This window comes from Pseudomonas sp. NPDC089741, from assembly GCF_044748825.1.
GTDB classification, from domain to species: domain Bacteria; phylum Pseudomonadota; class Gammaproteobacteria; order Pseudomonadales; family Pseudomonadaceae; genus Aquipseudomonas; species Aquipseudomonas helmanticensis.
The window spans coordinates 68,558-95,072 of the sequence record NZ_JBIVGT010000001.1 but is presented as its reverse complement, the minus strand read 5'-3'; the positions used below and the strand labels follow the sequence as shown (position 1 = coordinate 95,072).

The 26,515-nt window shown below is 58.6% G+C and carries 27 protein-coding genes, 1 pseudogene and 1 riboswitch; of the genes and pseudogenes, 20 read left to right on the top strand and 8 right to left on the bottom strand.

The genetic code is table 11. The annotated features are described in order from the left end of the window. Positions 1–153: 153 nt before the first annotated feature. The 5 genes from ACIPZE_RS00480 to ACIPZE_RS00460 all read left to right on the top strand — a co-directional run bounded on the left by ACIPZE_RS00480 (position 154) and on the right by ACIPZE_RS00460 (position 6,232). Positions 154–1,290, top strand: a complete 1,137-nt coding sequence (locus tag ACIPZE_RS00480; RefSeq protein ID WP_129394202.1) for an HlyD family secretion protein — start codon at positions 154–156, stop codon at positions 1,288–1,290. Beyond that, the gene (locus ACIPZE_RS00475) at positions 1,290–2,753 is read left to right on the top strand and encodes a DHA2 family efflux MFS transporter permease subunit (RefSeq protein ID WP_400770497.1); all 1,464 of its coding nucleotides are present in this window, start codon (positions 1,290–1,292) and stop codon (positions 2,751–2,753) included. Before ACIPZE_RS00480 ends, ACIPZE_RS00475 begins: the two co-directional genes overlap by 1 nt. A 19-nt stretch (positions 2,754–2,772) precedes the next feature. Then, positions 2,773–4,239, top strand: coding sequence for an efflux transporter outer membrane subunit (locus ACIPZE_RS00470; RefSeq protein WP_283436268.1), 1,467 nt, complete (start codon positions 2,773–2,775; stop codon positions 4,237–4,239). Positions 4,240–4,260: 21 nt separating this feature from the next. Beyond that, a complete protein-coding gene (locus ACIPZE_RS00465) occupies positions 4,261–5,211 on the top strand; it encodes an aldo/keto reductase (protein WP_283436267.1) in 951 nt (316 codons plus the stop codon). An 85-nt stretch (positions 5,212–5,296) separates the two neighbouring features. Then, positions 5,297–6,232 carry a LysR family transcriptional regulator gene (locus ACIPZE_RS00460; protein ID WP_283438616.1) on the top strand — a complete coding sequence of 312 codons (936 nt, stop codon included), beginning with the start codon at positions 5,297–5,299 and terminating at the stop codon, positions 6,230–6,232. Between the two features lie 44 nt (positions 6,233–6,276). On the opposite strand, the gene ACIPZE_RS00455 is transcribed toward ACIPZE_RS00460, so the two are convergent. Then, positions 6,277–6,534 (bottom strand): DUF2790 domain-containing protein, encoded by a 258-nt coding sequence (locus ACIPZE_RS00455; RefSeq protein WP_400770494.1) that lies wholly within the window; start codon positions 6,532–6,534, stop codon positions 6,277–6,279. Between the two features lie 309 nt (positions 6,535–6,843). Here ACIPZE_RS00455 and ACIPZE_RS00450 point away from each other — a divergent pair, with 309 nt between their 5' ends. Continuing rightward, positions 6,844–7,290: a thiol-disulfide oxidoreductase DCC family protein gene (locus tag ACIPZE_RS00450; protein ID WP_283436265.1), complete on the top strand. Its 447-nt coding sequence runs from the start codon at positions 6,844–6,846 to the stop codon at positions 7,288–7,290. 37 nt (positions 7,291–7,327) lie between these two features. Here ACIPZE_RS00450 and ACIPZE_RS00445 read toward each other — a convergent pair whose 3' ends face one another. Together ACIPZE_RS00445 and ACIPZE_RS00440 are read right to left on the bottom strand one after the other, a co-directional pair. Then, complete coding sequence (locus tag ACIPZE_RS00445; protein WP_283436264.1) at positions 7,328–7,819, bottom strand: DUF2269 domain-containing protein; 492 nt, start codon at positions 7,817–7,819, stop codon at positions 7,328–7,330. 1 nt (position 7,820) lies between these two features. Then, positions 7,821–8,948: a saccharopine dehydrogenase family protein gene (locus tag ACIPZE_RS00440; RefSeq protein WP_400770492.1), complete on the bottom strand. Its 1,128-nt coding sequence runs from the start codon at positions 8,946–8,948 to the stop codon at positions 7,821–7,823. 99 nt (positions 8,949–9,047) lie between these two features. Here ACIPZE_RS00440 and ACIPZE_RS00435 point away from each other — a divergent pair, with 99 nt between their 5' ends. Next, complete coding sequence (locus tag ACIPZE_RS00435; RefSeq protein WP_400770490.1) at positions 9,048–9,626, top strand: NUDIX domain-containing protein; 579 nt, start codon at positions 9,048–9,050, stop codon at positions 9,624–9,626. A gap of 150 nt (positions 9,627–9,776) precedes the next feature. On the opposite strand, the gene ACIPZE_RS00430 is transcribed toward ACIPZE_RS00435, so the two are convergent. Both ACIPZE_RS00430 and ACIPZE_RS00425 read right to left on the bottom strand, forming a co-directional pair. After that, the gene (locus ACIPZE_RS00430) at positions 9,777–11,780 is read right to left on the bottom strand and encodes a hypothetical protein (protein ID WP_400770488.1); all 2,004 of its coding nucleotides are present in this window, start codon (positions 11,778–11,780) and stop codon (positions 9,777–9,779) included. A 15-nt stretch (positions 11,781–11,795) separates the two neighbouring features. Beyond that, positions 11,796–12,164, bottom strand: coding sequence for a hypothetical protein (locus ACIPZE_RS00425; RefSeq protein ID WP_283436260.1), 369 nt, complete (start codon positions 12,162–12,164; stop codon positions 11,796–11,798). A 157-nt stretch (positions 12,165–12,321) separates the two neighbouring features. Further along, a riboswitch (cobalamin riboswitch) is annotated at positions 12,322–12,528 on the top strand. A 93-nt stretch (positions 12,529–12,621) separates the two neighbouring features. Between ACIPZE_RS00425 and ACIPZE_RS00420 the strand changes: the two genes are divergently transcribed. The 6 genes from ACIPZE_RS00420 to ACIPZE_RS00395 all read left to right on the top strand — a co-directional run bounded on the left by ACIPZE_RS00420 (position 12,622) and on the right by ACIPZE_RS00395 (position 18,813). Next, complete coding sequence (locus tag ACIPZE_RS00420; protein ID WP_400770486.1) at positions 12,622–14,559, top strand: TonB-dependent receptor plug domain-containing protein; 1,938 nt, start codon at positions 12,622–12,624, stop codon at positions 14,557–14,559. Beyond that, complete coding sequence (locus ACIPZE_RS00415; protein WP_129394214.1) at positions 14,559–14,918, top strand: ferredoxin; 360 nt, start codon at positions 14,559–14,561, stop codon at positions 14,916–14,918. Before ACIPZE_RS00420 ends, ACIPZE_RS00415 begins: the two co-directional genes overlap by 1 nt. Further along, on the top strand, positions 14,915–15,835 hold the full coding sequence (locus ACIPZE_RS00410; RefSeq protein ID WP_400770484.1) for an ABC transporter substrate-binding protein: 921 nt from the start codon (positions 14,915–14,917) through the stop codon (positions 15,833–15,835). Before ACIPZE_RS00415 ends, ACIPZE_RS00410 begins: the two co-directional genes overlap by 4 nt. A 50-nt stretch (positions 15,836–15,885) precedes the next feature. Then, a complete protein-coding gene (locus tag ACIPZE_RS00405) occupies positions 15,886–16,101 on the top strand; it encodes a PLD nuclease N-terminal domain-containing protein (protein ID WP_129394216.1) in 216 nt (71 codons plus the stop codon). An 81-nt stretch (positions 16,102–16,182) separates the two neighbouring features. Continuing rightward, positions 16,183–17,280, top strand: a complete 1,098-nt coding sequence (locus ACIPZE_RS00400; RefSeq protein WP_400771016.1) for an NAD(P)/FAD-dependent oxidoreductase — start codon at positions 16,183–16,185, stop codon at positions 17,278–17,280. 138 nt (positions 17,281–17,418) lie between these two features. Then, positions 17,419–18,813 (top strand): PLP-dependent aminotransferase family protein, encoded by a 1,395-nt coding sequence (locus tag ACIPZE_RS00395; RefSeq protein WP_400770482.1) that lies wholly within the window; start codon positions 17,419–17,421, stop codon positions 18,811–18,813. Positions 18,814–18,819: 6 nt separating this feature from the next. On the opposite strand, the gene panB is transcribed toward ACIPZE_RS00395, so the two are convergent. After that, complete coding sequence (panB, locus tag ACIPZE_RS00390; protein WP_129394219.1) at positions 18,820–19,635, bottom strand: 3-methyl-2-oxobutanoate hydroxymethyltransferase; 816 nt, start codon at positions 19,633–19,635, stop codon at positions 18,820–18,822. Positions 19,636–19,918: 283 nt separating this feature from the next. Between panB and ACIPZE_RS00385 the strand changes: the two genes are divergently transcribed. From ACIPZE_RS00385 to ACIPZE_RS00360, 6 genes and pseudogenes are all read left to right on the top strand, one after another. Further along, positions 19,919–20,404 carry a GNAT family N-acetyltransferase gene (locus tag ACIPZE_RS00385; RefSeq protein WP_400770480.1) on the top strand — a complete coding sequence of 162 codons (486 nt, stop codon included), beginning with the start codon at positions 19,919–19,921 and terminating at the stop codon, positions 20,402–20,404. Positions 20,405–20,516: 112 nt separating this feature from the next. Beyond that, positions 20,517–22,058 (top strand): class I SAM-dependent methyltransferase, encoded by a 1,542-nt coding sequence (locus tag ACIPZE_RS00380; RefSeq protein ID WP_283436249.1) that lies wholly within the window; start codon positions 20,517–20,519, stop codon positions 22,056–22,058. 322 nt (positions 22,059–22,380) lie between these two features. Beyond that, positions 22,381–23,289 carry an alpha/beta fold hydrolase gene (locus ACIPZE_RS00375; protein ID WP_283436248.1) on the top strand — a complete coding sequence of 303 codons (909 nt, stop codon included), beginning with the start codon at positions 22,381–22,383 and terminating at the stop codon, positions 23,287–23,289. Between the two features lie 67 nt (positions 23,290–23,356). Next, a complete protein-coding gene (locus ACIPZE_RS00370) occupies positions 23,357–23,680 on the top strand; it encodes a gamma-glutamylcyclotransferase (RefSeq protein WP_283436247.1) in 324 nt (107 codons plus the stop codon). Positions 23,681–23,713: 33 nt separating this feature from the next. After that, a complete protein-coding gene (locus ACIPZE_RS00365; protein WP_129394224.1) occupies positions 23,714–23,863 on the top strand; it encodes a DUF2986 domain-containing protein in 150 nt (49 codons plus the stop codon). Continuing rightward, positions 23,847–23,953, top strand: a pseudogene (locus ACIPZE_RS00360) (VOC family protein); the annotation flags it as partial. The gene ACIPZE_RS00365 and the pseudogene ACIPZE_RS00360, both read left to right, overlap by 17 nt. A gap of 645 nt (positions 23,954–24,598) precedes the next feature. On the opposite strand, the gene ACIPZE_RS00355 reads toward ACIPZE_RS00360, so the two are convergent. Further along, on the bottom strand, positions 24,599–25,000 hold the full coding sequence (locus ACIPZE_RS00355) for a hypothetical protein (protein ID WP_400770477.1): 402 nt from the start codon (positions 24,998–25,000) through the stop codon (positions 24,599–24,601). Positions 25,001–25,264: 264 nt separating this feature from the next. Here ACIPZE_RS00355 and ACIPZE_RS00350 point away from each other — a divergent pair, with 264 nt between their 5' ends. Continuing rightward, a complete protein-coding gene (locus ACIPZE_RS00350; protein ID WP_400770475.1) occupies positions 25,265–25,804 on the top strand; it encodes an AAA family ATPase in 540 nt (179 codons plus the stop codon). A gap of 168 nt (positions 25,805–25,972) precedes the next feature. On the opposite strand, the gene ACIPZE_RS00345 is transcribed toward ACIPZE_RS00350, so the two are convergent. After that, positions 25,973–26,425: an Lrp/AsnC family transcriptional regulator gene (locus tag ACIPZE_RS00345; protein WP_129394228.1), complete on the bottom strand. Its 453-nt coding sequence runs from the start codon at positions 26,423–26,425 to the stop codon at positions 25,973–25,975. Positions 26,426–26,515: the final 90 nt, after the last annotated feature.

Below are 26,515 nucleotides of genomic sequence, written 5' to 3'. Positions count from 1 at the left end.
GGTGTGACGACGAAGAAAAAGCGGCACGGAGCGATCCTCCCCCACCGCGTACGGATTTGATTTTTTGCAGCATTAATCACGTCGCGGTCACCGGTCATTGTCCGGCTCGGCCCGATTCCCGGTTCAGGTTCCAGCATTTGGAAAGAACAGATCATGACCCAGCCAATTGATCTCACCGCAGAACAAGCGAGCGCCCAGCGAGTACCCGGTTTCACTGACGCGCCGCCGAAAAAACCACTCAAGCAACGCTTGCGCCCAATATTGATGAGCGGCGTTCCCGCGCTCTTCGCCATCATTGGCTACAGCGAATACGTGGCGAACGAGCCGTTCGTCTCCACCGACAATGCCTACGCTCGGGTGGCCAAGTCTTCGATCAACGCGCGGATTTCCGGGCAAGTGGTCGAGATCGCTGTCGATGATAATCAACGCGTGCACAAGGGTCAGCTGTTGTTCCGGCTCGATCCGCAGCCCTTGCAGATTGCCGTCGACCGCGCCGAAGCGCAGTTGGGCAACGCGCGCCTGCGCATCGACGGGCTCAAGGCCAGCTATCGCCAGCAACAGGCGGAACTGCAATCGGCGAAAGCCTCGGCGGATTACGATCAGAAAGAATTCGCCCGCAAGAAAGCGCTGATCGCCACCGAGTTCGTTTCGCGTGCCCTTTATGAGCGCGCCGAAACCGACTTGAAGGTCTCGCGCCAACGCATCGCCTCGGTCGAACAACAGATCGCCAGCACCGTGGTTGCGCTCAACGGCAATCCGGACATCGCCATAGACCGCCACCCGACCGTGCGCGAGGCCAAGGCACAACTCGACGAGGCGCAGCTTTATCTGTCGTACGCCACCGTCACCGCGCCGGCCGACGGTATCGTCGCCAAAGTCGATGACTTGCAGGTCGGCAACTACCTCAACAACGGCGGCGCGGCCTTCGCATTGATTTCCGACCGGGAGATCTGGGTTGAAGCCAACTTTCGCGAGACCCAGCTCACTCATATGCGCCCGGGCCAGTCCGCGACCATCACCCTCGACACTTACCCGGATCGGCCGTTGCCGGCGCACGTGATCAGCATGAGCCCCGGTGCCGGCGCCGATTTCGCCCTGCTGCCGCCGGAAAACGCCACCGGGAACTGGGTCAAGGTGGTGCAGCGCGTACCGGTGCGGCTCGAGCTCGACGAAACCGACCCGACGCTGCCGTTGTTCTCCGGCACCAGCGCCACGGTCAAGGTCGATACCGGCCACCGCACGCCATGGTGGTATCCGCTGAAGTCGTTGCTCAGCGCAGGTAATTCGTGATGAACGCCGCCGCTGACAAACGCTGGTTGTACGCCGTTGCCCTGCTGGCGACCTATCTGCAATCGGTCAACCTGCCGTTGCCGAATGCCGCGTTGCGGTTAATCCAGGGCAGCCTGTCGATGACTGACGATCAGGCTGGCTGGATCTTCACCGCCTATCTGGCCGCAAGCGCGATCACGTTGCCGATTGCCCAGTGGCTGGCTGCGCGCTTCGGTTTGAAGCGGGTCTATCAACTGGCGCTGCTGGCGTTCGCCATTGGGCTTTGGCTGGGCACGCTGGCAAGCACGCCGCTGGAGTTCATCGCTGCGCGCATTCTGCAAGGCCTGGCCAGTGGCGTACTGGCGCCGCTGTCGATGGCCATTGCGCTGGAAACGCTGCCCGCCGAGCGACGTCCGGCGTTCGCTCCTAAATGGACGGCGCTGGTGCTGTTCGGCATCGTCAGTGGGCCGAGCATCGGCGGTGTCATCTGCGAGTACTTCGACTGGCGGCCGATGTTCTACCTCAGCCTGCCACTGCTCGCGTACATCTTCATGGTGGTGACGCTGCTGCTCGGCGAGAAAAAGGCCGATCAACGCCAAACCTTCGATTTCTTCGGTTTCGCCACCTTCACCCTCGGCATGATCTGCCTGCAAATGTGCCTCGACCGTGGCGAACGGCTGGACTGGTTCGACTCGGCGGAAATATGGATCGAGACGCTGGCCTGTGTGCTCGGGCTGTACCTGTTCGTGGTCCATCGGATGACCAGCAAGGCGCATTTCATCAGCAAGGCGTTGCTGCGCGACCGCAATTTCATGTTGTCGACGGTGATGTTCTTCGCGCTCGGTTTCGTGCTGCTGTCGACCATGGCGCTGACCTCGCCGATGCTCGACGAGATTCTCGGTTATCCACCCGACACCACAGGCGCGCTGACCATCCCGCGCGGTGTCGGCCTGGTCGGTGCGTTTCTGTTGATGGGCCGGGCGCCGGCGTGGGTCGACACCCGCGCGTTCATAGCAGTGGGCATTGCCCTGGTGGTGTATGCCAACTGGCTGATGCTCGGTTACTCGCCATTGATGGACTGGACGCCCGTGGCGGTGACCGGGTTCGTCCAGGGTGTCGGCCTCGGCATTCTCATGCCGGCACTGAGCAAGGCTGCATTCAGCACCATCAACCCGACACTGCGCCCGGAGGCCAGCGGCCTGTTCAACCTGATGCGCGTCTATGGCAGCACCCTCGGCGTGGCAGTAGTGCAGTTGTTTTTCTTCAACAACACCCAGGCGATGCACTCGGCGCTGGTCAGTCAGTTGACGCCCTATCGCGTGGCGCTGCCGACCTCGCTGCCGGCGCTGGAAGGTTTGAACCATCTGGTGACCCATCAGGCGGCGTTCGTCGCGGTGATGGGGCAATTCAAGATTCTGATGCTGGCGATGCTCGTGGTGAGCCCGCTGGTGTTGTTCCTGCGCAAACCTGCTGCGGCCAACTGATATTCGTGGAGTCTGCACAATGAAAACGTCTACGCGCTTCACCCGCTCCGCATTCCCCAGTGCACTCAGCGCATTGGCAATAATGGCGATGCTCAGCGCCTGCACCGTCGGCCCGGACTTTCAACGGCCCGCCGCGAGTTCGTCGCAACACTACGATCAGCAAGCCGAACGTCAACCCGCCGAACAGCGTTTCGACATGGGCCAGCGCATCAACGGTGATTGGTGGACGGCCCTGCGTTCGGCAAAACTCGACCAAGTAATGCGTCGCGCCATCGACGGCAATCTGCAACTGCTGGCCGCCGACGCAACCCTCCGCCAAGCTGCCGCCTCTGTGGCAGCGGCGGAAGGTTCGCTGTTTCCGCAGGTGGATTTCGCCGCCGCGGCCGGTCGTCAACGGACCCACACCGGGGCTGACCCGAGCATCGCCAATGTCTACGCGATCGGGCCTCGCGTGGCGTTCGACCTCGACGCCTTCGGTGGCCTCAAGCGCGAGGTCGAAGGGCAACAGGCGCTGACCGATTTGCAGAAGCACCGCTATGAAGCGGCTTACCTGACCCTGACCGGAGATGTCGCTCGCCAGGCGCTGTTGCTCGCGTCGGCCAACGCGCAGATTCAAGCGGTGCAATCACTGTTGGCCAACGACGCGAAAAACCTTGATCTGGTGCAGCGCGCCCAGCAGAGCGGCAGCACCACGCGGATCGATGTGTCCCTCGCCGAAACCCGCCTCGCCGAGGATCGCACCCTGCTGCCACCGCTGGCACAACAACGCGATGCGGCGCGGCATGCGCTGTCGATCCTCGCGGGCAAAGGCCCGGCAGACTGGATCGCGCCAGACTTTGCCCTAGAGGAATTTGCCTTGCCGGCGAACCTCCCGGTCAGCCTGCCCTCGGAAATGGCCCGCAATCGTCCGGACATCCTCCAGGCCGAAGCCGAGCTGCACACGGCCAGCGCGGCGGTGGGAGTCGCGACCGCCAATCTTTATCCGCGCGTCGAATTGTCGGCCTCGCTGGCACAAGCCGCGTCAGGCAATGGCGGCGCCGCACTGTGGGGATTGGCGGCAGGTTTGACCGCGCCGATCTTCAATGGCGGCACGCTCAAGGCTGAACGCCAAGCCTCGGTCGACGGCTACAACGCCTCGCTCGCGCGCTACCGGCAGACAGTGATTCAGTCGTTCGGCCAGGTGGCGGACACCTTGCAGGCGATCAATCACGGCGCTGAGCAAAACCGCGCGCAGGACGACGCCTTGCGCGCCGCCGGCAGCAGCCTGCAGCTCAACCAACAGGCTTACGCCCAAGGCGAAAACAGCCTGTTGCAAGTGCTCGAAGCGCAGCGTGCCTACCAACAGGCGCTGCTCGGGCAGATCCGCGCGAAGACCGATCGCTATCTCGACACCGTGCAATTGTTCGTCGCGCTGGGCGGCAATTCCGTCGGTGTTTTCGGGCAGAAACTCGCCACGCGCGAACACGCTGATCAACAACCGCTGTAACCACCGACACTGGAGAAAATCATGACTTACGAAGCCTTTCACGATGAGCTTCGCGACACTCGCTGGCCGTTGAACAATGGCGCAGGCTCGATGCCGGCCGTTGGTTTCGGCACACTGTTTCGCGATTTGAGTACCACCACCGCCGCCGTCAAATACGCCTTGGAAAGCGGTTTCCGGCACTTTGACTGTGCCGAGCGCTACCGTAACGAAGCGCAGATCGGCGTGGCGTTCCAGGAGGTTTTTGCTGCCGGCAAGATACGCCGCGAAGACGTCTTCATCACCACCAAACTGTGGAACACCAACCATCGTCCCGAACGCGTTCGGCCGGCCTTTGAAGCGAGTTGCCAGCGCCTGCAAACCGACTACATCGACTGCTACCTGATCCACACGCCATTCGCCTTCAAGCCGGGCGATGATCAGGACCCTAGAGACGTCTTCGGCCATGTCATCTACGATGGCGAAATCAGCTTGCTCGACACTTGGCGTGCCCTCGAAAGTCTGGTCGATGAAGGTCGCTGCAAGTCCATCGGCCTGTCCGACATCACCCTCGAGGCGCTGAAGGAGATTGTCGCCGCGGCACGCATCAAACCGGCCGTGGTGCAGATCGAAGCGCACCCCTATCTGCCAGAATGGGAGATGCTGGAATTTTGCCAACAGCACGGGATTATTCTTCTCGCGTTCGCCCCGCTGGGGCATGGCATGCAGCCGAACGTACTCGAAGATGCTGTACTGACGAGCATTGCCCGGAACGTGCAGAAAACCCCGGCGCAAGTGGCGCTGGCGTGGGCGGTGCAGCGTGGTACGGCATTTCTGACCACCTCGGCGACGCCGAGCCGTATTCAGGAAAACTTTGCTATCGCCACATTGCCCCAGCGCGCGATGCTTGAGATCAAGGGAGAGATCAGCACGCGAATCCGTTTCAATTCAGTGGTAGAAACCGGCGTACCCGGGTTTATTGCCCGAAAGCCATGACCCGAAAAGCATGACCCGCGAAACATCAGCGGCCTGCTCCAAGGCCGCTTTTTATCATCAACGACTCAACACCGAGACGACCACGATGGACGTTTTCCAGAGCATGCGTTGTTTCATCGCCGTCGCTCAGAGCGGTAGCTTCACCGCCGCCGCCGAACTGCTCGACACCACCACGACCAACGTCTCGAAAGCGGTTTCTGCTCTCGAAGCCCGACTGCACACACGCTTGATCAACCGCACCACCCGCCGCCTCGCGCTCACCGAAGCGGGACTGCGCTACCTGCAACGCTGTGAAAGAATCGTCGATGACGTCCGCGAGGCCGACGAAGAAGCCGGCACTGCGCAGACACTGCCCGTCGGGCGTTTGAAAATCCATGCGATGTCAGCCATCGGCAACCACTACGTGATCGATGCCATTGCGCGTTACCGCGAGATTCATCCGACGGTGATGTTCGACCTCACCCTGACCAATCGCGTCCCGGACCTGCTCGAAGAAGGTTACGACATGTCCATCGTGCTGGCCCGCGACCTGCCTGACTCAGGCTTCGTCGCGCAGCGCTTGGGCATGACCTACAGCATCCTCTGCGCCTCGCCCGCGTATGTGCAGAAACTCGGCATGCCGGATTCTCCCGCAGCGCTTAGCGAACATGAGTGCCTGCGGATCGTCAACACGGTGATGCCGGTCGAGCACTGGACGTTCGAAGGACCACAAGGCATGGAAACCATCACCATTCCGCTGTCGCCGTTCCATATCAACACGGCCGACGGCATGACCATCGCGATCAGAAAAGGCATGGGGATTGGTATTCAGCCGATTGCATCGGCCGTGGATGGCCTGAGGGCGGGAACATTGGTGCGGGTGCTGCCGAAGTATCGGCTGGAGGAGTTGAACCTGTTCGCGATCTATCCGTCGCGCAAGTTCGTCGATGCGAAGATCAGAACCTGGGTGGAATTTCTGAAACAGTCGATACCGCAATTACTGGCGTCGGATGAACGTGCTGCGCAAACTGCAGAAAACTGAGTGCAGCAGAGGCGGAGTGTCGACCCTCCACGGTCTGCAACGGCTCAACTGGAGCAGCCAGTTCCCATCACTTGATACTGCAGGACATGGCGTTCGCCCTGCGAATCTTCGTAAGTCATCTGCACCGGCACTGGCGCGCATTCGTTGGCCGGCTCGGTGATCGAGATCACGTGTTCGATGTCGAGTTTGCTCGAGTAGCCGTAGGTTTCAACCGGGGTTTCCTGGCCTTGCGAAGAAGCCGCATAAGCCTGCGCACCGAAGCTGCCAAGCACTAAAACCAAGGCGATTTTTTTCATGCTCATGATGTTCACCGTTCTCGTTGAGTGACCGCTTCAGCGTTAGTGCTGGCGGCTTGAGAACGATGCTATGGGATGACGCCGCGTGGAAAAATCGACCGAGGGGACAAACACTGTTGCCAAAATGGCGATGAATGCCCCCACGACGATTCACGGGCAAACGCTGATTTACTCGTTCAGATCCTTGACCAGATAACTGCCGACAATCTGCGAAAACTCGCGCGGGTTGTCGTCCCCGCGAGGAAAATCTGCTGAGCAATTGCGCCAGCCCACCGTTATGATCGTGAACAACCCCAACGCAACGGAACCCCGCCCATGGCTGCTCAGACCCGCCCTTCTCCAGCACCCCTGCTCAAACCCGGCGAGACGGTGGTGTTGTTCGATGGCGTGTGCAAGCTTTGTAATGGCTGGGCAAAGTTCCTGATCCGGCATGATCACCAGCACCGCGTGCGCCTCGCTGCGGTGCAGTCACCCGAGGGGCAGGCGCTGCTGGCGTGGGCAGGTTTGCCGATTGATCAGTTCGACACCATGGCGGTGATTCGCGACCGCAATTACTGGGAACGCTCGGATGCATTCCTTGAAGTCGTCAGCCAATTGCCCGCCCGTTGGCAGCCTTTCCAGCTGCTGCGCCTGCTGCCACGCACGCTGCGCGACTGGGCTTACGATCGCATTGCGCTGAATCGTTATCGGCTGTTCGGCAAGTACGACACGTGCCTGTTGCCGAGTCCTGATCATGAACAACGCTTTTTGAAGGCTCGCTAACGGCCTTGCGCGCACGCGCCGGGCTTCGGAAATTGCGTTAAAGCAACAACTCGAACAACTGCACAGGCGTCATCTTCGTCACCATCATCAGCACAATCACGAACATCCCGAGAAACCCGGCAACGCCCATCCAGAACCATTTCTGGTACACGTCGTGAAATTGCGCATCAAGGCCCGTCCCCGCCGCTCCCGCGTTCGACGCCATCACGTGCAGGCGCTTCTGCAGCAGCAAGACCGGCAGCCACAACGAACCGACGCAGAAGAAAATGATCAGCGAAGTCAGTATCCACTCCGTGGTCATCGGCAGCCCGGACAGCCTCATCAGCCAATAGCCGCTGATGATTTGCACGCAACCGGCAGGTGTAGTGATCCACGTATCGAAGCGCACGACCATGCGCGCCACGTGCGCAATCACTTGCGGATTGCCTGTGCGGCTGGCGGCGATCAAGTACAGATAAGAGCCCATGCCGAATCCGAACAGAAAAATCGCGGCGATCACATGCAGGTATTTCAGGCACAGGTAGAGCATTTCAAATCTGCCCGTCGGAGAACTGCACGGACAAACTCAGGTTGTCGGGATCGTTGATCGCCGCCAGGTATTCAGCGACGCTGACTTCGCCCACGCACGGTCGCGCGCCGGCTGACGGCAGATAACCCTGGGCCATTTTTGCTGCCAGCGCCACGGCAGCACAGCTGGGGATCTCCGGGCCTTTGTCGTTGAGGGCGGTCAGTTGCGCGGTCATCGTCAGCGGTTTGCCCTCGACGCCAATGCCCTGAACGTCGATGTACATCGCGCTTTTACCGTCGCCAAAACGCTCGAACCACGTCCCTAGCCGATGCAGCCTGGCGGCCCAACTAACGTGGTCGCGGAGCAGACCAATCTTCAATGCCTGAGCCAGCAAGCCGTTGGCGACACCGCCGAGTTTCAGACCCGCGCCGGCCTTGAAGCTCAGAGTTTGCGCGCCATAGCGGCGGGCAAAGATGTCCATGTCCGGGACGTCGACATTGGCCAGCAGACGCGTGCCCAGTTGCGGCATCTTGCGCAAGGTCAGGTCTTGCCAGCCGAGCACTTCATGCACCTTGCCGTTCTTCAATTGTTTGATCGGCTTGCCGGCGTAAGCGAGTACACCCTCGATGGTCGACAGCCCCGGCATCTTCGCCGAAGAAGAAATGCCATGCTCGATCGAATCGATGCGCGAAAAACGCTGGCGTTGTTCGTCGATGATTGCCGACGACAGCGTTGGCACCGAACTGCAACCACTGAGGATCGCCACGCCGGCTTGCCTGGCCCGAACATCGAGTACGCCAATGCCGTTGACGAACGTTCGGCAGTCGGACAGGTCGCAGTAGTTGACGCCGGCCTCGATGCAGCTCTCGGCCACCGCATAGGATTGCCCCTGAAACGGGCCGCCAGTGTGGATGACCAGTTGAATGTTCAGCAAACGCAAAGCGCAGCCAAACTCGCTACCCATGGCATCGCCGCACCAACCTTCGACGACGCGCCCCGACTGACCATTCAATGCATCGACTTTACGCTGTAACTTGCCTGGATCGCGGCCCGAGATCACCAGCGCCACATTGGCCATTTGCGCCAAATGCCTGGACACGATGCTGCCGAAGTTACCGTAGCCACCGACCACCAACACCCTGAATGCCATGAAACGCTTCCCTGACTGACTTGACCGGCACCTGCGATGCCGTTGCGAGCTTTTGATTATTCACGATAATCCACGGATAGCCCATAAGGATCTCTGCCCATGAACCATCGCAATGTGCGAATTGTCGCCCAGCATCTGCTCTCGGATAACTGGTACATCCTGAAAAAGATCGACTTCGAACTTCAGCGCCGCGACGGCAGTTGGCAGGCGCAGACCCGCGAGGTGTATGACCGCGGCAATGGCGCGACGATCGCGCTCTACAACCTGGCGCAACGCACGGTCATCCTCACCCGACAATTCCGCATCCCGGCCTTCGTCAACGGTCATGACGGTTACCTGATCGAAACCGCTGCCGGGCTGCTCGATAACGCCAGCCCAGAAGAACGTATCCGCCTCGAAGCTGAAGAAGAAACCGGCTACCGCGTCAGGTCAGTGCGCAAGGTCTACGAAGCGTTCATGAGCCCAGGCTCGGTCACCGAGCGTCTGCACTTTTTCATTGGTGAATACCATCCCGAAGATCGCATCAGCGCCGGCGGCGGCCTGGCCGAAGAAGGTGAAGACATCGAAGTGCTGGAGCTGCCATTTGACGAGGCGCTGGCGATGGTCAATGACGGCCGGATCATGGACGGCAAGACCATCATCCTGTTGCTGCACCTCAAGCAATTAATGAGCGCCTGAGTTCGCTCCCGCAATGCTCGGCGTGGCTAGAAGTTGATCTTGAAGCCGAGCATCGCGTCATAGCCGTGGATGTCGCCATCGAAGCCTTGCCGGTAACCCGCTGAAGCAGTGAACGTGGTGCGTCAAAGGGTTTACGGAATTCAAAACAGCTCAGGTGCCTAACCCCCTACGTTGTTTTTTTATTACTTCCCCCTCATCTTGTGCATTACTGCTTCGAGATTCGCCTGCGTTGAAAACTTCATTTTTTAATATAATATCCATCACCACAATTCGGTGATCACTGATAAATTTTCTATGAAACAAAGCAAAAATCTTTGCTTTGCAACTGACCACCTCATGATAGACAGCAAGCGCATTTTTCAACCGCACGTCTTCTATTTCTTGCTTCTTCAGTTGCGCACTTAAATTTTTAGACGCTGCAATATATTCATCACCTTTAAACTCATGAGAAAACGTTGCACGACTAGCGGCAGTTAAAAAAACATTTTCCCACTCACTGTAACGTCTAAGTTTGAACAAGTCGGTCACACACGACAACTTCAGAACCAGAAGTTCTAAATACCAGTTCTTGACATGCTCGTTACTGCCCAGAGCCTCATTAAAAATGCCATATAGCTGCTCATCAAATGGATAAGAAACACTGGTAAGAAAATCCTCGACGGTATCTTTGCGCTGATAAACCGCATCGTATGGCTGATTAAAATATTCGGAAGGGGCGCCACCAGACTTATACAGTATGGTAGTTTCTGCCTTAAGTGTGGTTTTTACTCCTCCAGACATATAGCCATAGCCCACAGCTTTCATCTTTCCGATAGCATCTTCCAAATGACTGGTCGCGATATTAGTATCCCCCATAATAAAAACAGGTGGATATTCAGATTTATTGGCGACATCCGCCTGCGCAATCAACGTCCGGACACGCAATTCATTAAGCGTTTCACTGATGACTTTCCCCTCATCCTCCTCGAGAGCTTGCTCAGGTGCCATTTCGACGTCTTCAGTCACATCATCCATGGCAGTTGGCTCACTCCGTATTTTAGTTGTGGCAATACCAAACATGGAGTGAATCAAATAAGCACTGACCTGTTTCCCTCCTACAGAAAGATTGAAAGCCCATGCCTGGCGACTGTTGGTCTTTTCGCCTATTTTCCACACATCGGAATAAACCAGTTTATGGCTAATTGACGACTCAGTCAGCTCAGTGCGAAAAACACATCCATAGCGTTCATAATATCCGTCGATCACCTTGAAATATCGGAGCGCGACAAACAATCCTTCTTCTGGCACAGGGTGAATCGCTTTCAGCGTAAGTTCCAGCGTTCCTCCACGATGTGCAATTGCAATGGCAACCGCCGTATCAGGGGCGACACTGCACGTGCTGTCACAGTCGATTATTCTCTGCTGAATATCTCCCACATTTGATGGGGCCGCGGTCAGCATGTCGGACAACATCTGATGCAACGGCTTATCTTTCTTAACGTCTTTTAAAAACTCTTCAAGCTTCTTGATAGCATTCGCTTCAGCATCAGGCGAACAGCCGTTAGCGATTTCCTCGATACTTTCCAGCGCTTCCCTCACCTCCGAATTGAAGTCAGCATCGAGTTCTCTATGCCCACGAATACGCATTTCCAAGCCAGCCATCGCACCAGCCTCGAAATGAGTGACATCGTAGTGCTTTAGCGTCAGTCTCAACGAACTCAACTGTCTTTCGTAATCCTTATAAGTATAGATATTGATTTTTATGAGCTTAGGGTATTCAAATCTGGCGCCGCTTTCCAGACTGAAGGTACTGTTCCACACTCCCTCTTTTTCCGCATTCAACTTCTCGGTAATGCCCCTCATCACTGTCTCGCCGTCTGACCCCAACTCCATGAGAGCCAACGCATCCAGATTCAGGGTTTTAATCGCTTTGGCGATAAATTCTATTCGCACCTGATTTCTCGGCGCTGACAGTGGCGTCTTGGTGACGTTCTTGCCATGCCGGATTAAATCTCCAGTGAAATTCTGCACGTTCCAGAATGCGAGCTTTAGCGGCACTCCTTTTTTATAAGGACATATCTCAACCGGCACAACCGCAACGCCGTTTGAATCCTGTGCGGCGGCAGCGGAGAACGCCGGATGCGGCTCACCCACTGTTTTCCTTTTTTGACCCACGATTCCCGACTCCTTTCAAGATTCTTCCTGATCAATAGCCAGCTTTCCAAGCGCCTCGCTTTGCGCCATGTTCATCCTGGCTGACATATCTCCGAACGCTTCATCATTCAATACATCCACCAGCCACTGGCACTGGGCATCGCTCTCGAACTCATTGCCGTACAGGCACAATAGATTCAGCATTTGAAAAGTGGCACGCCTCGACAGCTGCCACTGCCTGGAACGTGCTATCGCAGCCTGCACGATTTGCTTCACGCCGGCTCGTCCATGTTCCTCTGCATAAGAAGGGAGATGCGCATAAACATGCTGCTCCATGTCCTCCGACAGACGCAGATCAGAAGCCAAGGTAAGGGCTTCATATTGTTTTGCAGAAATTTGAATCATCCCGGATCCCCTCCCACACCCCTGCCCTGATGGCGAAAAACCACCACTGCTCTCCGCTGTAGACCTTAGTTGCTCTTGCAAAAAACGCCGCAGATTGTTCTTTCAAGATTTATCGAGGTTCTCTCGGGCAAGTTGACGAACGGTCTTTCGAATGTTCAGATGCCGCCCAGTTTCAGGTGTCCCATGCCGCCGTGCATGGGGTGAAACGGGAAACCGGTACGTTCTTTTCGAACAAGTCCGGTGCTGCCCCCGCAACGGTATGCGCGTGATGCTTTCGATACACCACTGTGGCCAGACGGCCATGGGAAGGTGAAAGCCTCGATACGCGCGAGCCCGGAGACCGGCCCGAAATATCTGTTTGGCAAAATCCTGCGGTGGGCGGGCATGGGCCGGTGTCGGCGTGTGCGCGATGCCTTCTCCTGCATGCTCTTCTGCGAAGTTTCTTTTCGAGAAGACAATGATTCGACCTTTCAACACCTCTGCTCCAACTGTGTTTTTCGGCTGCCTGTTCAGCCCTCTGCTGCTGGCCGACAACGCCCCTCTGGAACTCAATCAGCAAATCGTTTCCGCGCCCTCGGTGGAGTCCACCACTGTCGCCGACATGGCCAGATTCGGCAGCAAGGTCGACATCGTCACCCGCGAGCAGATCGAGCGCGCCGGCCCCAGCGCCGATGTCAGCCGTGTCATGCAGATGTTCATTCCCGGTCTGTACGTGGCGCCGAAAAACGGTCCGTTCGACTACGGCACCTACTCGCTTCTCGGCGGGCGCAACGACGACACGCTGATCCTGCTCGACGGCGTGCGCCTGAACAATCGCCTGTACGGCGGCCTGTATCTGGACACCCTGCCGGCCAACGCGATCGAACGCATCGAAGTGCTCAAGGGCGGGCAAAGCCTGCTGTTCGGCACGCAAGCGGTGTCGGGGGTGATCAACATCGTCACGCGCAGCCCGCAGTCTCGCCAAGCCGCTGGCGAAGTGAACATGGGCGTGGATACTTTCGGTGGCACCACCGAGGATGCGCGGGTCGAAAACATCTTCAGCAATGGTTTCGGCGATCTCGGCTTGCTCGCCTATGTCAGCCACAACGTGTCCGACGGTTATCAGCCGTTTCGCAATCGCGACATGAAAAACGATTCTGCGAAGAACCGTGCCTACGAAGTGACCACGTTGGGTGGCAAGGCGATTCAGTCGTTCGGCGATGATTCGCGGCTGGAACTGTTCTACCAATACGCCGACGCCAACCTCGATTTCGCCCGCCCGGTCGACAACCACAAAACCACCAACGACCGCGTCCAGCAAATCGCCACGGCGACCTTCGAACAGAGCGTCAACGAGCACCTGAGCTACTTCGTCAAAGCTCATATCAACGACTGGGACACGCGCTATACGCGCATCAACAACGTCGCGGGCGGTGGCACCAAAGTCATCAACCACAACGACTATTGGGGCTTCACCGATTGGGGTGTGCAGGCCGAAGGCAAGGCCGAACTGGCGGGCGGCCACGTGCTGGTGTTCGGCACCGACAACCAATGGTTCAAGGGCCAGGACGATGTGTTGATCATCGACAACGACAAGGCCGAAGCCCACGCCGTGTATACCCAACTGCGTCCGCAGATCGACGCCCTGCCCGACTGGCACCCGAGCATCGGCGTTCGCCACGAAGCCATGGCCGGTGGCGACAGCGCCACGGTCGGCATGCTCACTTCGCTGTATGACCTCAACGAGCACTGGGCCCTGCGCGGCCAGTACGGCACCGCGTACAAGCTGCCGAACGCCGAACAATTGTTCGTCAACGAGCCGGGCGACGAGCTCGGTAATCGCGACCTCAAACCGGAGAAAAGCCGCAACGCCGAACTCGGCGTCGACTACAAAGGCTTGCTGCTCGATCGCGAATTCAACGCCAGCGTGACGCTGTTCAAGCGCAAGATCGACGATCTGATCACCCTCGACGACATCCAGTGGGTCAACGGCCAGGGCCAGATCCAGATGCGCGGTTTCGAGGCTGACGCCAGACTGACGCTCAACGAGCAATGGAGCCTGCAAGCGGACATGACCCGCAACCTCACCGAATCACGCACGGGCGTGACCCTCAACGACATTCCGAGTTTCTTCGCCCGCTCGCGTGTCGGCTACGAATCGGAAAACCGCCTGTGGGGTGCCGGCGGTGCGATCCGCTACATCCGCAATGTGATCAGCTCGAAACAGGTCGAGTACGGCAACTACACGGTGGTCGATGCCGACCTCTATCGCTACCTCGACGGCGCGCATCAGCACCGCGTGAGCCTGCTGGTCGAGAACCTGTTCGACCGCGATTACGTCACCAGCCGCGCAAGCAACGTCGACAACCTCGGCCGGCCGTTCACCTCCGAAGTGCGCTACACGTACCGTTTCTGATGAGTGACATCAAAACCATCGACGGCGTCGACAGCCACCCGGACTGGTCGCAGGTGCCCGCGCACGCGCACCACGTGTTTCTCTGCACCGGCCCGCGCTGCACCCAGCGCGGCGCCCTGCAATTATGGAAGACGCTGCGCCGTCATCTGCTCGAACATCAGCGCATTGAAACGCCGGGCGGTGTGTTGCTGACGCGCACCCACTGTCAGTTTCCGTGCAATCTGGGGCCGATCGTCACGGTGTATCCGCAACGATGCTGGTACGGCGTGCACAACAAGGACGACGTGCAGCGCCTGGTTGTCGGGCATCTGGTCGGCGGCGAGGTGGTCGAGGATTTGCTGATCAAGGCGCATCCATGAGCAGGTTGGCGTTGCTGCTGTGCGCCCTGCTCTGCTCGGCAAATGTTGTCGCCGAGAGTTATCGCAATTGTGGCGAAGTCTGGCGCGCGGAGCAGCCTTCACGCATCGTCGCGCTCAATCAACATGCGGCGGACATTGTCCTGGCATTAGGCGCCGGCGCGTCGCTGGTTGGCGTCGCGTATCTGGATGACACCGGTTCCGCTCAGCGGCAATCCGAGTATGTCGGTGTGCCGGTGATCGCCCGGCAGTACCCGTCCAGTGAGGTGCTTTACGCGCAGAAACCTGATCTGGTGATCGGTGGCTTCGCCACGGCGTTCGGTCACGGCGTGAGCTCGCGTTCGGGCCTGGCGAGTAACGGTGTCGGCTCGTATTTGCTGGAATCGGCGTGCAACGGGCATTCGCTGGATTACTTCGGGCATGTGCGCAATGACCTGCTGACCTTGGGCACCGTGCTGCAAAAACAGCAAAAGGCCCAAGCATTGATCGATGCCATGGACACTGATCTGGCCAGTGCCAAGGCGTTGATCGGCCAGGGTAAACCGCTGTCGGTGTTCTACCTCGACAGCGAGGTCAAAGGCCTCGACTCGGAAGGCGGGCGTGGTTTTGTCACGCCGTTACTGGCCGCTGCCGGCGCGCGCAATGTGTTCGCCGAGATCAATCAATACCGGGTCACCGTCAGCAGCGAAACCTTGTTGGTCAGCGACCCGGACGTGATTCTGCTGGCCGACGCCGAATGGTCGCCCGCCAGCCGCAAACGCTATCTGCTGAACCACGACCCGGTCCTCTCGCAACTGCGCGCCGTGCGCGAAAACTGCCTGATCGACATCCCCTTCACCCACCTCTTGCCGACACTGAACAGCGGCCGCGTCGCCCTCGACCTGGCGCGCCAACTCGCGGCACTGGATAAAAAGAAATGAACCCGTCGCACCACACGCCACCTAACGCATAGACCATCAGGAGGTAGCCAATGCAAATCGAAACCGTGTGGATCGTACTGGCGGCAGTTCTTCTGCTCATCGAACTTTGGGCCATCAATCGGGTGCGCAAGAGCGAGGGGAAATCGAGCAACAAGGGCGTGTGGATTGTGTTGATCGTGTTTGTGCCGTTGTTCGGGTTGATTGCGTGGGCGCTGGCGGGGCCCAAGCATGTCGCTCATGGCACGGTGTCGAATTCGGGTCGCTAACAGAAAACCGTGGCGAGGAAGTTTGCTTCTCGCCACGGTTACAGCCTGTTTTTTGTCGCGTATTCTCGGCAGGAGCCAACGATCAACGACAGGGAGTCGAGAATGACAATTGCAGCCGGCAAGCGCGTCGTAGTGGTCGGTGCCGGGATCGTCGGCGCATCCCTCGCCTATCACCTGTCCCGCAAGGGTGCGCAGGTGACGCTGATTGAGGCGCAGGATATCGCCAGCGGCGTCACGGGACGCTCATTTGCCTGGATCACTGTGGCGCATCAAGGGCTTGACCCGATTGCGCCGCTGCGCAGTGCTGCCATCGAGGCATACCACCGCCTCGAAACCGAGCTGCCCGGTCTGCGGATCGAGTGGACAGGGGCTTTGTCTTATAGCGAAAACACCCGCCAGACCACAGCGCAGCGAAATTCGGCGGCGCTGTTATCACGCGCCGAGATTATTGCTCGCGAACCCAACCTCAAGCATCCCCCACCTTATGCGTTGTACCGTGCGGAAGAAGGCGCGCTGGATGCCGTGCAGGCCACTCATGAATTGATTGCCGGCGCCCAGGCGCTTGGGGCGAAAACAGTTACGCAGACGTCGGTGACGGGTTTCGTAACCTGCAACGCTGTGGTTCGCGGCGTTGTGACCGCGACGGGCACCATCGAGGCCGACGTTGTCGTGCTTGCCGCAGGGACTGGCATCAGCAAACTGACCGAAATGCTCGATGTCTCCCTTCCCATCAACGCTTCTCCGGCCATTTTCATCCGCTACGAAACCGAACCAAACCGGGTGCAAGGCATCATCTCCAGCCCTGCGATGGAAGTTCGGCAAGCCGTCGACGGCACGTTGCTGGCCGCTGAAGATTACCTCGGCGATACGCCGGGCAACCTGCCGGCCGACATCGCATTGCGCACCGCCGCAGCCATCCGCAACGAACTTAACGGCGTCGTCGCCATTGAGCCGCAGACAGTAGCTGTCGGGCTCAGGCCCATGCCCGCCGATGGCGTGCCCATCATTGGCTACGTGCCCGGGGTCGCCGGTCTGTATGTTTGCGCGATGCATCCCGGAGTGACTTTGGCGGCGATAGTCGGACGTCTGGCCAGCGAGGAGATCATCGACCACAAGATGTCCCCTGCCCTCAGCGCCTGCCGCCCCCAGCGTTTTTTTCCGACAGCAGCCAAATCGTGATCCGCCCTCGAAGATGATTTAAGCTCCCGCGCTTGCAGCAAGGGATTTGCACCTGCAGCGCATCGTCATTCCGGGCAACTCGGGCAACGGAAAATCACCCCTCGCCCGTGAGATGGCTGACTATCAAGGAAAACAGCGGTGACAGGACACAGGGATACCTCGTTCGCCTATCAGGCGGTCTACCACTACCTCATCGGTCTGATCGAGGCAGCCTCCGGCGCCGGCGAGCAGAAACTGCCGTCTTTGCGCCAACTGGCGTTGCGCCTGGGCGTTTCGGTGTCGACGACCAAGTACGCCTATGCGCTTCTCGAAGACGAGGGACGGATTTATGCCAAAGCCAAGTTCGGCTATTTCACCCGCGCAGTAGCGTCAGCGCCGCTAAGTGCCACTTCGGCCAGCCTGCTCGACAGCGTGTTCGCCAGCGCCCGTCAGCCTGGCATGCTCGCGCTGAGCAGCGATGCGCCGGCGATGCTGTTGTCGCTGCAGAGCCCACTGTTGATGATCGAGCGCGAACTGACTCGCCAATACCCGCAGTCTCACGCGCCGCTTTATCAGCCATTCGGCGAGGCCGAATTGCGCGCTGCCGTGGCCGAACGCTACACCCGCTCCGCTGAAAATTACTGGCAGGCCGAGCAGGTGTACATCGGCGCGGATTTGCGCAGCGTGTTCGAGATATCGCTGACTGCGTTGGACCTCAATGGCAGCGTCGCACTGGTGGAATCGCCCTGCTCGTGGGCGATTTTGCGTCAGTTGCAGGCCGCGAAGATTCGCGTGATCGAAATTCCCCTCGGCGACGACGGGCGCTTCGATTTGCCCGCACTCAATGAAGTGCTCACGCGCGAACCGGTGCGCCTCGCCGTACTCTCATCGACGGTAAATATCCCCCAGGGCGGGCTGATGCCGGCGCAGGATAAACAGAAGATCTGTCGATGGCTGGCCGAGCGCGAGATCTGGCTGTTTGAAAACGACACCTGGGGCGAGTTCTGCTTCTCCCCCTCAGCCCCGCGCTATCGCGACTTTGCCGATCCGGACAGACTGTTGGTGTTTTCGACCTTCGATAAGATCATCGGCGCCGAAGCCCCTTACGGCTATGTCCTGTGCCGCCAGCAAGGGCCGCAATTGCAACGATCCTTTCTTGAGCGCGGCTTTCGTCTCTCGACGATCCGACAGAAAGCCATCGCCAGGCTCTACCTGTCCAAACGCATCGACCCGCACCTGAAAACGCTGCAGACGCTATTGCTGCAGCGCATGCAACAGATGCAGGCGTTGCTTGAGCAACACGCCAATGGCCGCTGGCAAATGGTCGTCCCGCACGGCGGTGCCAGTTTCTGGCTCAAGGTGTTGCGCCCGATAGAGATGCGGCGAGTGTTCGAGCGCTTGCTGGCCGAGCGCATCGTCATCGCCCCCGGGGAAATCTTCAGCCAGCAAGGGGCGTGGCAGCAGCACCTGCGCCTGAGCTACACCCTCGACTGGGACAAGGACATTGCCCAGGCGCTGACAGCACTGGCTCAGGCTATCGACGCAGCAACCTAGCCGCGCTCACAATCCATAACAATGCCGCGCCTCCGGAAACCGGCCATCGCGCACATCGTCGGCAAAACGCGCACACGCATCCCGAATCACCGCGCCGACATCGGCATATTGTTTGACGAAGCGCGGCGGCTGCTCACCGCTCAGGCCGAGGACATCTTCGGTGACCAGCACCTGCCCGTCGCAGGCTGGCGAGGCGCCAATGCCGATGGTAGGCATTTTCGACTCCAGAGTGATCTGCCGGGCCACCCCTTCAGCCACGCCTTCGAGCACCAGACTGAAGGCGCCGGCGTCGAGGTTGGCGCGAGCGTCTTCGGCAATCAGCGCGCCGGTCTCAGCGGTCAGGCCCTGTGCCTTGAAGCCGCCCATGACGTTGACGAACTGCGGCATCAGCCCAACGTGCGCCATCACCGGAATACCGCGCGCCACGAGAAATTCAACGGTCGACGCCAAAGCCTTGTTGGCTTCCAGCTTGACCGCATCGCAACCGGTGCGGGCCAGCACCTGCGCGCAATTGCGAAACGCCTGCTCATGGGACTCCTGATAACTGCCAAACGGCATGTCGGCAATCACGCAGGCCAGCCGCGTGCTGTCGACCACCGCGCGGGTGTGGCCGATGATTTCCTCAAGCTGCATGCTCAACGTCGAGGGACGGCCGTAACCGACCATGGCCGTGGAATCACCGACCAGAATAAAGTCGACGATGGGATCGATCAGCTTGGCGATCGCGCTGGAATACGCCGTCAGGGAAACGATTTTCTCCTGGCCTTTCATCGCCACCAATTGCGGCACGGTCAGGCGCTTGGTGCGCAAATGAAGGCTCATGCGCGCCTCCCGAAGTCGACTGCCTGTGAGTCGCGATCAATGCGTAGAGTGTCCATACAGTGCCCAATATCCAAGATATTCGAGCGCTCGATTATTGGTTTATCGCAGCAGGATTCAATGTACAGATTGGCCTGAAAAAGCAACCCAGGTGCAGGTCACTGCGCGTCTGTACCTGCTGACTTGCAACCTTGCTAAAGTGCTGCCAATAAAACAGCTTGAATACGACACAAGCCCCCTGCCCTAGTGAACGAATCCCCTACATTGCCAAGGAGCGTTACCCGTCATGGATGAAGTCATTACCTACCGAGCCGCCACCGTCGAAGATGCGCTGTCGATGTGTGAGCTGGGCCAATTGCTCAATTCGGTCCACCACGCCGCCCGCCCCGACATCTACGCCGCCGCCACCGAAGATTTTTCCCGTGACTTGCCACACTGGTCGGGAATTTTCGAGAAGCCGGGGAGCGTGGCGTTCATCGCCCATGTCGGCGAGCGGGCAGCGGCGTTCATTACTGCGAATCTGTCGGCCAGTGTCGGGCCGTTGATGCAGCCGCAGAACGTCGTGCGTATTGGCTCGGTGTGTGTCGCGGAACAGTTCTGGGGCCAGGGCATCGGTCTGGCGCTGATTCAGCGGGTGAAAGACTGGGCCGTCGAGCACGGGGCCAGCGATTTGCGCCTGACCGTCTGGCCGTTCAACGAACGCGCGGCACGCATTTATACCGAGTTCGGCTTCGAGACGCGTGCATTCGAGATGGGCATGCGTCTGGCGTGAACGGGTCTGCCCACTGACCGCTGACTGCACAGGCGCAGATTTTCTGCTTGTCGTGCGCAGCCACAACCCCTTATAAGAGCGACTTTCACTTCCAATACAAGAGTCTGCAACCATGAGCAACGCCTGGAACGAAGGCTATTTCACCGACGAAGGCTACACCTACAGCTATAGCCGGGAGATCAATCCGGTGTTCCAGCGCTACTGCTTGTTGTTGCGTGGTTTTGCCAGTCTGGACAGTGCCGACGGTTATCACTGCGAACTCGGTTTTGGTCAGGGTGTGTCGATCAATATCCACGCCACGGCCAATCCGGGCGGCTTTGTCGGCACCGACTTTCATCCGGGCCAGGCCGCCCACGCCGTTGAGCTGGCAAACCTCGGCAACAACGGTGCGCAGCTGTACGACGACAGCTTCGAGCAACTGCTGGCGCGCGATGATCTGCCGCAGTTCGACAGCATCAGTCTGCATGGCATCTGGACCTGGGTCAGCCGTGACAATCAGAAGCTGATTGTCGAGTTCGCCCGGCGCCACCTCAAGCCGGGTGGTCATCTGTACGTCAGCTACAACGCGTTTCCGGGCTGGTCGCCTTCAGCGCCGTTGCGTCAACTGTTCAGCCTGCACGACCGCTTTGCCAATCACTCGACGCGCGCCGATCAGCGCATCGATGCCGCGCTGCAATTTTCCGAAGCGTTGCTGGCGGCCAACCCGAAATACGCCATTGCTGCACCGCATCTGGGCGCCAGGCTGCAGACCATCAAAGGCCAGGATCGCCAGTACGTCGCCCACGAATATTTCAATCGTGACTGGAATTGCATGTATTTCGCCGACATGGCCGACGCGTTGGCCCCGGCCAAGCTCGATTACGCTACGACGGCGACGCCGCTGGACTCGGTCGATGCACTCAACCTGAGCGCCGAAGGCCTGGCCTTTCTTGAAGGCATCGAGCATCCGCTGATGCGTGAGCAAGCGCGGGACTACTTCGTCAACCAGTCTTTCCGTCGCGATCTGTATGTGCGCGGCGCCAACCGGCTTAGCACCGTCGAGCGCCGCTCGCGCATGCTCGATACGCGGTTTATCCTGTTGCGCCCGGCAGAAAGCGTCGCGTCCAGCGTCACCGGCCCGGCGGGCGAAGCGTCACTGCAGCCAGAAATCTACGGCCCGCTGCTCGACGCACTGGCGGCGCAGATGTATGAAGCCAAAACCATGCAGCAGTTGCTCGCCGCGGTGGCGCCGATGGCCTATGACGATCTCGAGCAAGCCCTCGCCATTCTGGTCGGCATGGGCGCGGTAGCCCCCTGCCAGAGCGAAGCCATCGAGGCGCGGGTGTACGAACGCTGCGCCGCGTTCAACCTGCAACTGTGCAAACGCTCGCTGTACAACGCCAACATTCAAGTGCTGAGCAGCCCGGTCACCGGCGGTGGCGTCACGGTCAGCCGCTTCCAGCAACTGTTCCTGATTTCGATCCGGCAGGGCAAACAGCACCCGTCAGAGTGGGCGCAGTTGGTGTGGAGCGTCATCGCCGAACAGAACGAAGTGCTGATCAAGGACGGCAAAACGCTGACCACGGCCGAAGAAAACATCGCCGAGCTGATCGAACAGGCCCAGGCCTTTGCCGAGCAATCGCTGATTATTCTCAGTGCGTTGAAAATCGTCTGATCAAAGTGGATTGCGCGGGGACGGCGGCAGGAAAAAACAGCCGCCGTCCCGCCCAGTTGCCGCGATACGACCCTTCTGCCAAGGGACTTCCCATGGACTTGAAGTTCAACCCTATCGACGTACTGGTCAGCAACCTCGAAAAAGCCTGCGCCTATTACGAAACGGCCAGTGAGCACCCGAAAATCCTCACCCCCCCATAATGCGTCTACGCTGATTCTGTCGAAACCTCACCGGCAGCCTGTCGCCCGTGTTTTGCGCCGCCGAGAGTTTGTCGAGCCATCGAACGAAACCCATCGCCCTCGCACCGTCCGGAGACGTAACCATGCCCCGTCGCTTGCTGACCGCTGTTGCTCTGCTCGTCTTGAGTATTCAAGCCCACGCAGACGTCACACCATTTCCTTCATCTTTCAAAACCCAGGACATCAAAGTCGAAGGCGCAACAATGCATGTCCGCGTCGGCGGTAAAGGCCCTGCCGTGGTGCTGTTGCACGGTTTCGGCGACACCGGCGACATGTGGGCACCGCTGGCGGCGGATCTGGCGCGTGACCACACGGTGGTAGTGCCGGATCTGCGCGGCATGGGTTTGTCGTCGATTGCGCAGGATGGTTACGACAAAAAGACTCAGGCCGCTGACATTCGCGGGGTGTTGAGCGCGCTGAAAATCGAACACTCAGTGGTGATCGGTCACGACATCGGCACCATGGTCGCCTTCGCCTATGCCGCGCGCTATCCGCAACTCACCGATCGGCTGGTGGTGATGGACGCGCCCGTGCCCGGCATCACGCCGTGGAACGACATCGTGCGTTCGCCGATGCTCTGGCACTTCGACTTCGGCGGCGCCGACATGGAGCGTTTGGTAGCCGGGCGCGAGCGCATCTACCTCGACCGCTTCTGGAACGAGTTCGCCGGCACCCCCGCCAAGGTCGACGAAGGCACCCGTCAGCACTACGCCAAACTCTACGCCCGCCCCGGAGCGATGCACGCCGCCTTCGCCCAGTTCCGCAGCATTCGTCAGGACGCCATCGACAATGCGCCGGTTCTGCAACAGAAACTGACCATGCCGGTGCTGGCTGTCGGCGGTGAGAAGTCCTTCGGCAACAACGAAGCCATCGTCATGCGCAACGCCGCCGACAACGTCACCGAAGTGGTGATCCCGGCCGCCGGACACTGGCTGATGGAAGAAGCACCGACCCCAACCATCAAGGCCGTACGCGACTTTATCGCGATGTGAGCAATTGACGTTGCCTGAACCCGATCCATGCGTCAGGATTCGCCCCTTTTGATCGGAAGGAACACACGTGGAGCATCTATTCGTTTATGGAACCCTGGGGCCGGGGCGACCGAATGAGCACGTCATGTTGAACATCGGCGGCACCTGGCAATCGGCTTCGCTCAAGGGTCGTCTGGCGCAAGCGGGCTGGGGCGCGCAAATGGGCTTTCCGGGGCTGGTGTTGGCCGACGATGGCGATGTGATTGAGGGCTTCGTGTTTTCTTCCGGGAATTTTCACGCTCATTGGGCGGCGCTTGATGAGTTTGAAGGGGCTGAGTATCAGCGTGTTTTGACGCAGGTGACGTTGGCTGATGGTTCGGTCATGGAAGCCTGCGTTTACGCCCTTCGATAGTCGGTTTTTAAGTTTGCTTACTGAGTAACGTAGATGAATCGTCAGAAGAAATTGAAGCAGTTGTTCAAGGAAAAGGCCAAGAAGGCCAGCGCGAAATTGGCGCCGAAGAAGCCGAAGTACATTAGTAAGGCTGAGCGGGCGAAGATGGAGGCTGAGGGGCTGGTGGTGGAGTCGGGCCAATGATGTAGAAGTGGCCAGCGCGAATTCATCGTCAAGGACCCCGACGGGTATCTCGTCAGTTTGGTAGAGCGGTTGAATGAGAGACCGGCTTGATCACGCTGAATCTGAGCCGAGCCGTCCGCTGCCTGTCGCGGGCGTATGCGACTACTGCCAGAAGCGATGAACCACCCGGACTTGCATTAATTTATTAGCCAATTCAGCCCGAGCGTTTCAGGGACCTCGGATCGAATGACACATTGGCCATACTTTGAGCATCAGGCACTGGCTGCCACTCAGCAATGCTGGAGTCGATCTCGCGCAGAGTCCATTGCTCGGGGCCCGACCAGGACAGTGCTATGTAGGGGCCTTCAAGTACTGCGTTCGCTATTAACATGTCGACTTCGTCGGCAGGTCCCGGGAGCATGCCGCCGACAGCAATGGGCACGCGCTGACGCAAAAGGCTGTTGAGCATGCACAACAACTCGGCACGTGATGTGTACTGAACTCTGCACTCCCCGACTTCAGTACAGGCAAACACCAGGCTGCCAGTAACGGAGTCTACGGAGCTGATCAAAGTCAGATGCGTCGGCGGCAGGCCTGCGCCCTTTGAATAACGTAGTTTGATGACTGCACCCCATCATGTATTTCGCTTTATGAGCTCGGCGAGTTTCGCAGTTTCATTGCGTGATTCATCGAATCGTTCGTTCCGTGGGCGGCAGCGATCGGTCAAGTGCGGTCCTTTGAGGGCTCAAGCCGAACCTACTTCGAAAGGCCGCGTGCGCCGTCGTCGACCTCACACAAAATTCTCTCGAGTTCAGGCCGCGTCCACTTCTCCCAAGGAAATACATCCCGGTCATCGTCGCTGTGCCAATACTCGCCTGCATCAAATGCTTGGTAGATAGAAAATGCCGGCTGGGGCATATCCGTGTGCATGGACAAGTCGACGATATCGCCGATGACAATATTCATCACCTCATCACAGTAATGAAAATCGCGAGTACCAGTAAGAAACAGTCTGGCTACTGAGATCGCCAATTGATTCAGAAGATCGCGACTGTCGATTTGCAACTGTTCACACATCACACTTAATTCCGTGTTTGGTGCATTTTCAATGACCGCAAGTACGTAATCCAGGTTGGCATCATTCAGACCTTTGCTCATGGGATGAAAGTACTCGCCGATTCAATTGTGTGATGAATTCAGGACAGGCTTGTCAAAAAACATAATGCCAGATGTGCTGCCATTCGTGACCGGCAGCTTTCGGCCAGATGCGGTGTTTACCGCTGACTTCTCTCGACCTGCAGTTTGCCATTCATTCTGGGCGAAAGTTGCCTGTCGTACTGACCACTTGTTGTTGACCGAGATAGGCATTGACGTAAAATCGCCACCCCCAAAAATCAGCTTGCATGGCGAGAAGGAGCTTCGATGCAACGGGTGATGATTGTCGGTCAACCTGGGTCAGGCAAAAGCACTTTGGCACGTGAGCTAGGTCAGCGCACGGGCTTGCCGGTCGTCCATATCGACACCATCCACTGGCAGCCAGGGTGGATCGAACGAAGCCGGGACGAGAAGACGCAGCTTTGTCTGGATGTAGAAGCCCAAGATTTCTGGATATTCGAAGGTGGACATTCAGCCACTTGGGACAACCGGATGGCCCGTGCTGATCTTTTGATCTGGATTGATCGTTCGGCGACGCTTCGATTCCTGCGCGTACTACGTAGAACGCTGCTCCAACGCGGTCAATCTCGGCCCGATTTGCCGGAGAACTGCCCAGAGCGACTGGCGAACCTTCCGGAGTTTTTTAAATTCATGTGGCGGACGAAAAAATCAGCGCGAGAAAAGATGCAGCAACTGGTGGCAACAGCGCCAACAGCTTGTCGCGTGGTTTGTCTGCGGTCTAATCGAGATACGGGCACTTTTCTCGCGAGCGTGGGAAATTCGACTGCCCAGGCTCCGCGAGATTGATCGGAACGCTTGAAGGACCGAACCGCCCCCCCTTGCTCGGCATTGCCCAAGTGGTGAGGCAGGGGCGCTGGCGGTGAAGCAGGCATTCGATAATGTAGTGCCAAAGGAGGTTCAATAGGCAGGAATCTGGGGATGTGCATCGGCTATTCGGACTAAAACCGTAGCTTTTTACAAGGGCAGCAGCCGATCCTGCACCACGCGTTTCATCACTAGCGTCGACGTCAGTCGTTGCACATTGGGCAAGGTCGAAAGGCTGTCGTCGTAGAGCCGCTGAAACGCCGGCAGATCCTGGGTAATCACGTGCAGCAGGTAATCCGGTTCGCCAAACAATCGCTGAGCGTCGACGATTTGCGGGATCTGCACCAGCGCCGCTTCAAAAGCCTCGACCGCCGCATGATCACCCTCGCGCAGGGTGGCAAACACCATCGCCGAGAAATTCAGCCCCAGCGCAACCGGGTCCAGTTGCGCGCGATAGCCGAGCAACACCCCGGAGTCTTCCAGTGCCCGCACCCGACGATGACAGGGCGACAGGCTCAAGCCCACGCGCTCCGCCAGTTCCGTGACGGACAAGCGGCCGTCCTTTTGCAGCTCGGCAAGAATATTCCGGTCAATTCTATCCATTCAGTAAAACCTTCCAATTTCAGGTGCCATGGCGACAATCTTTGAAAGAAGATTCTAGCGGACTTTCATTATTCTTCCCTTATCAAACAC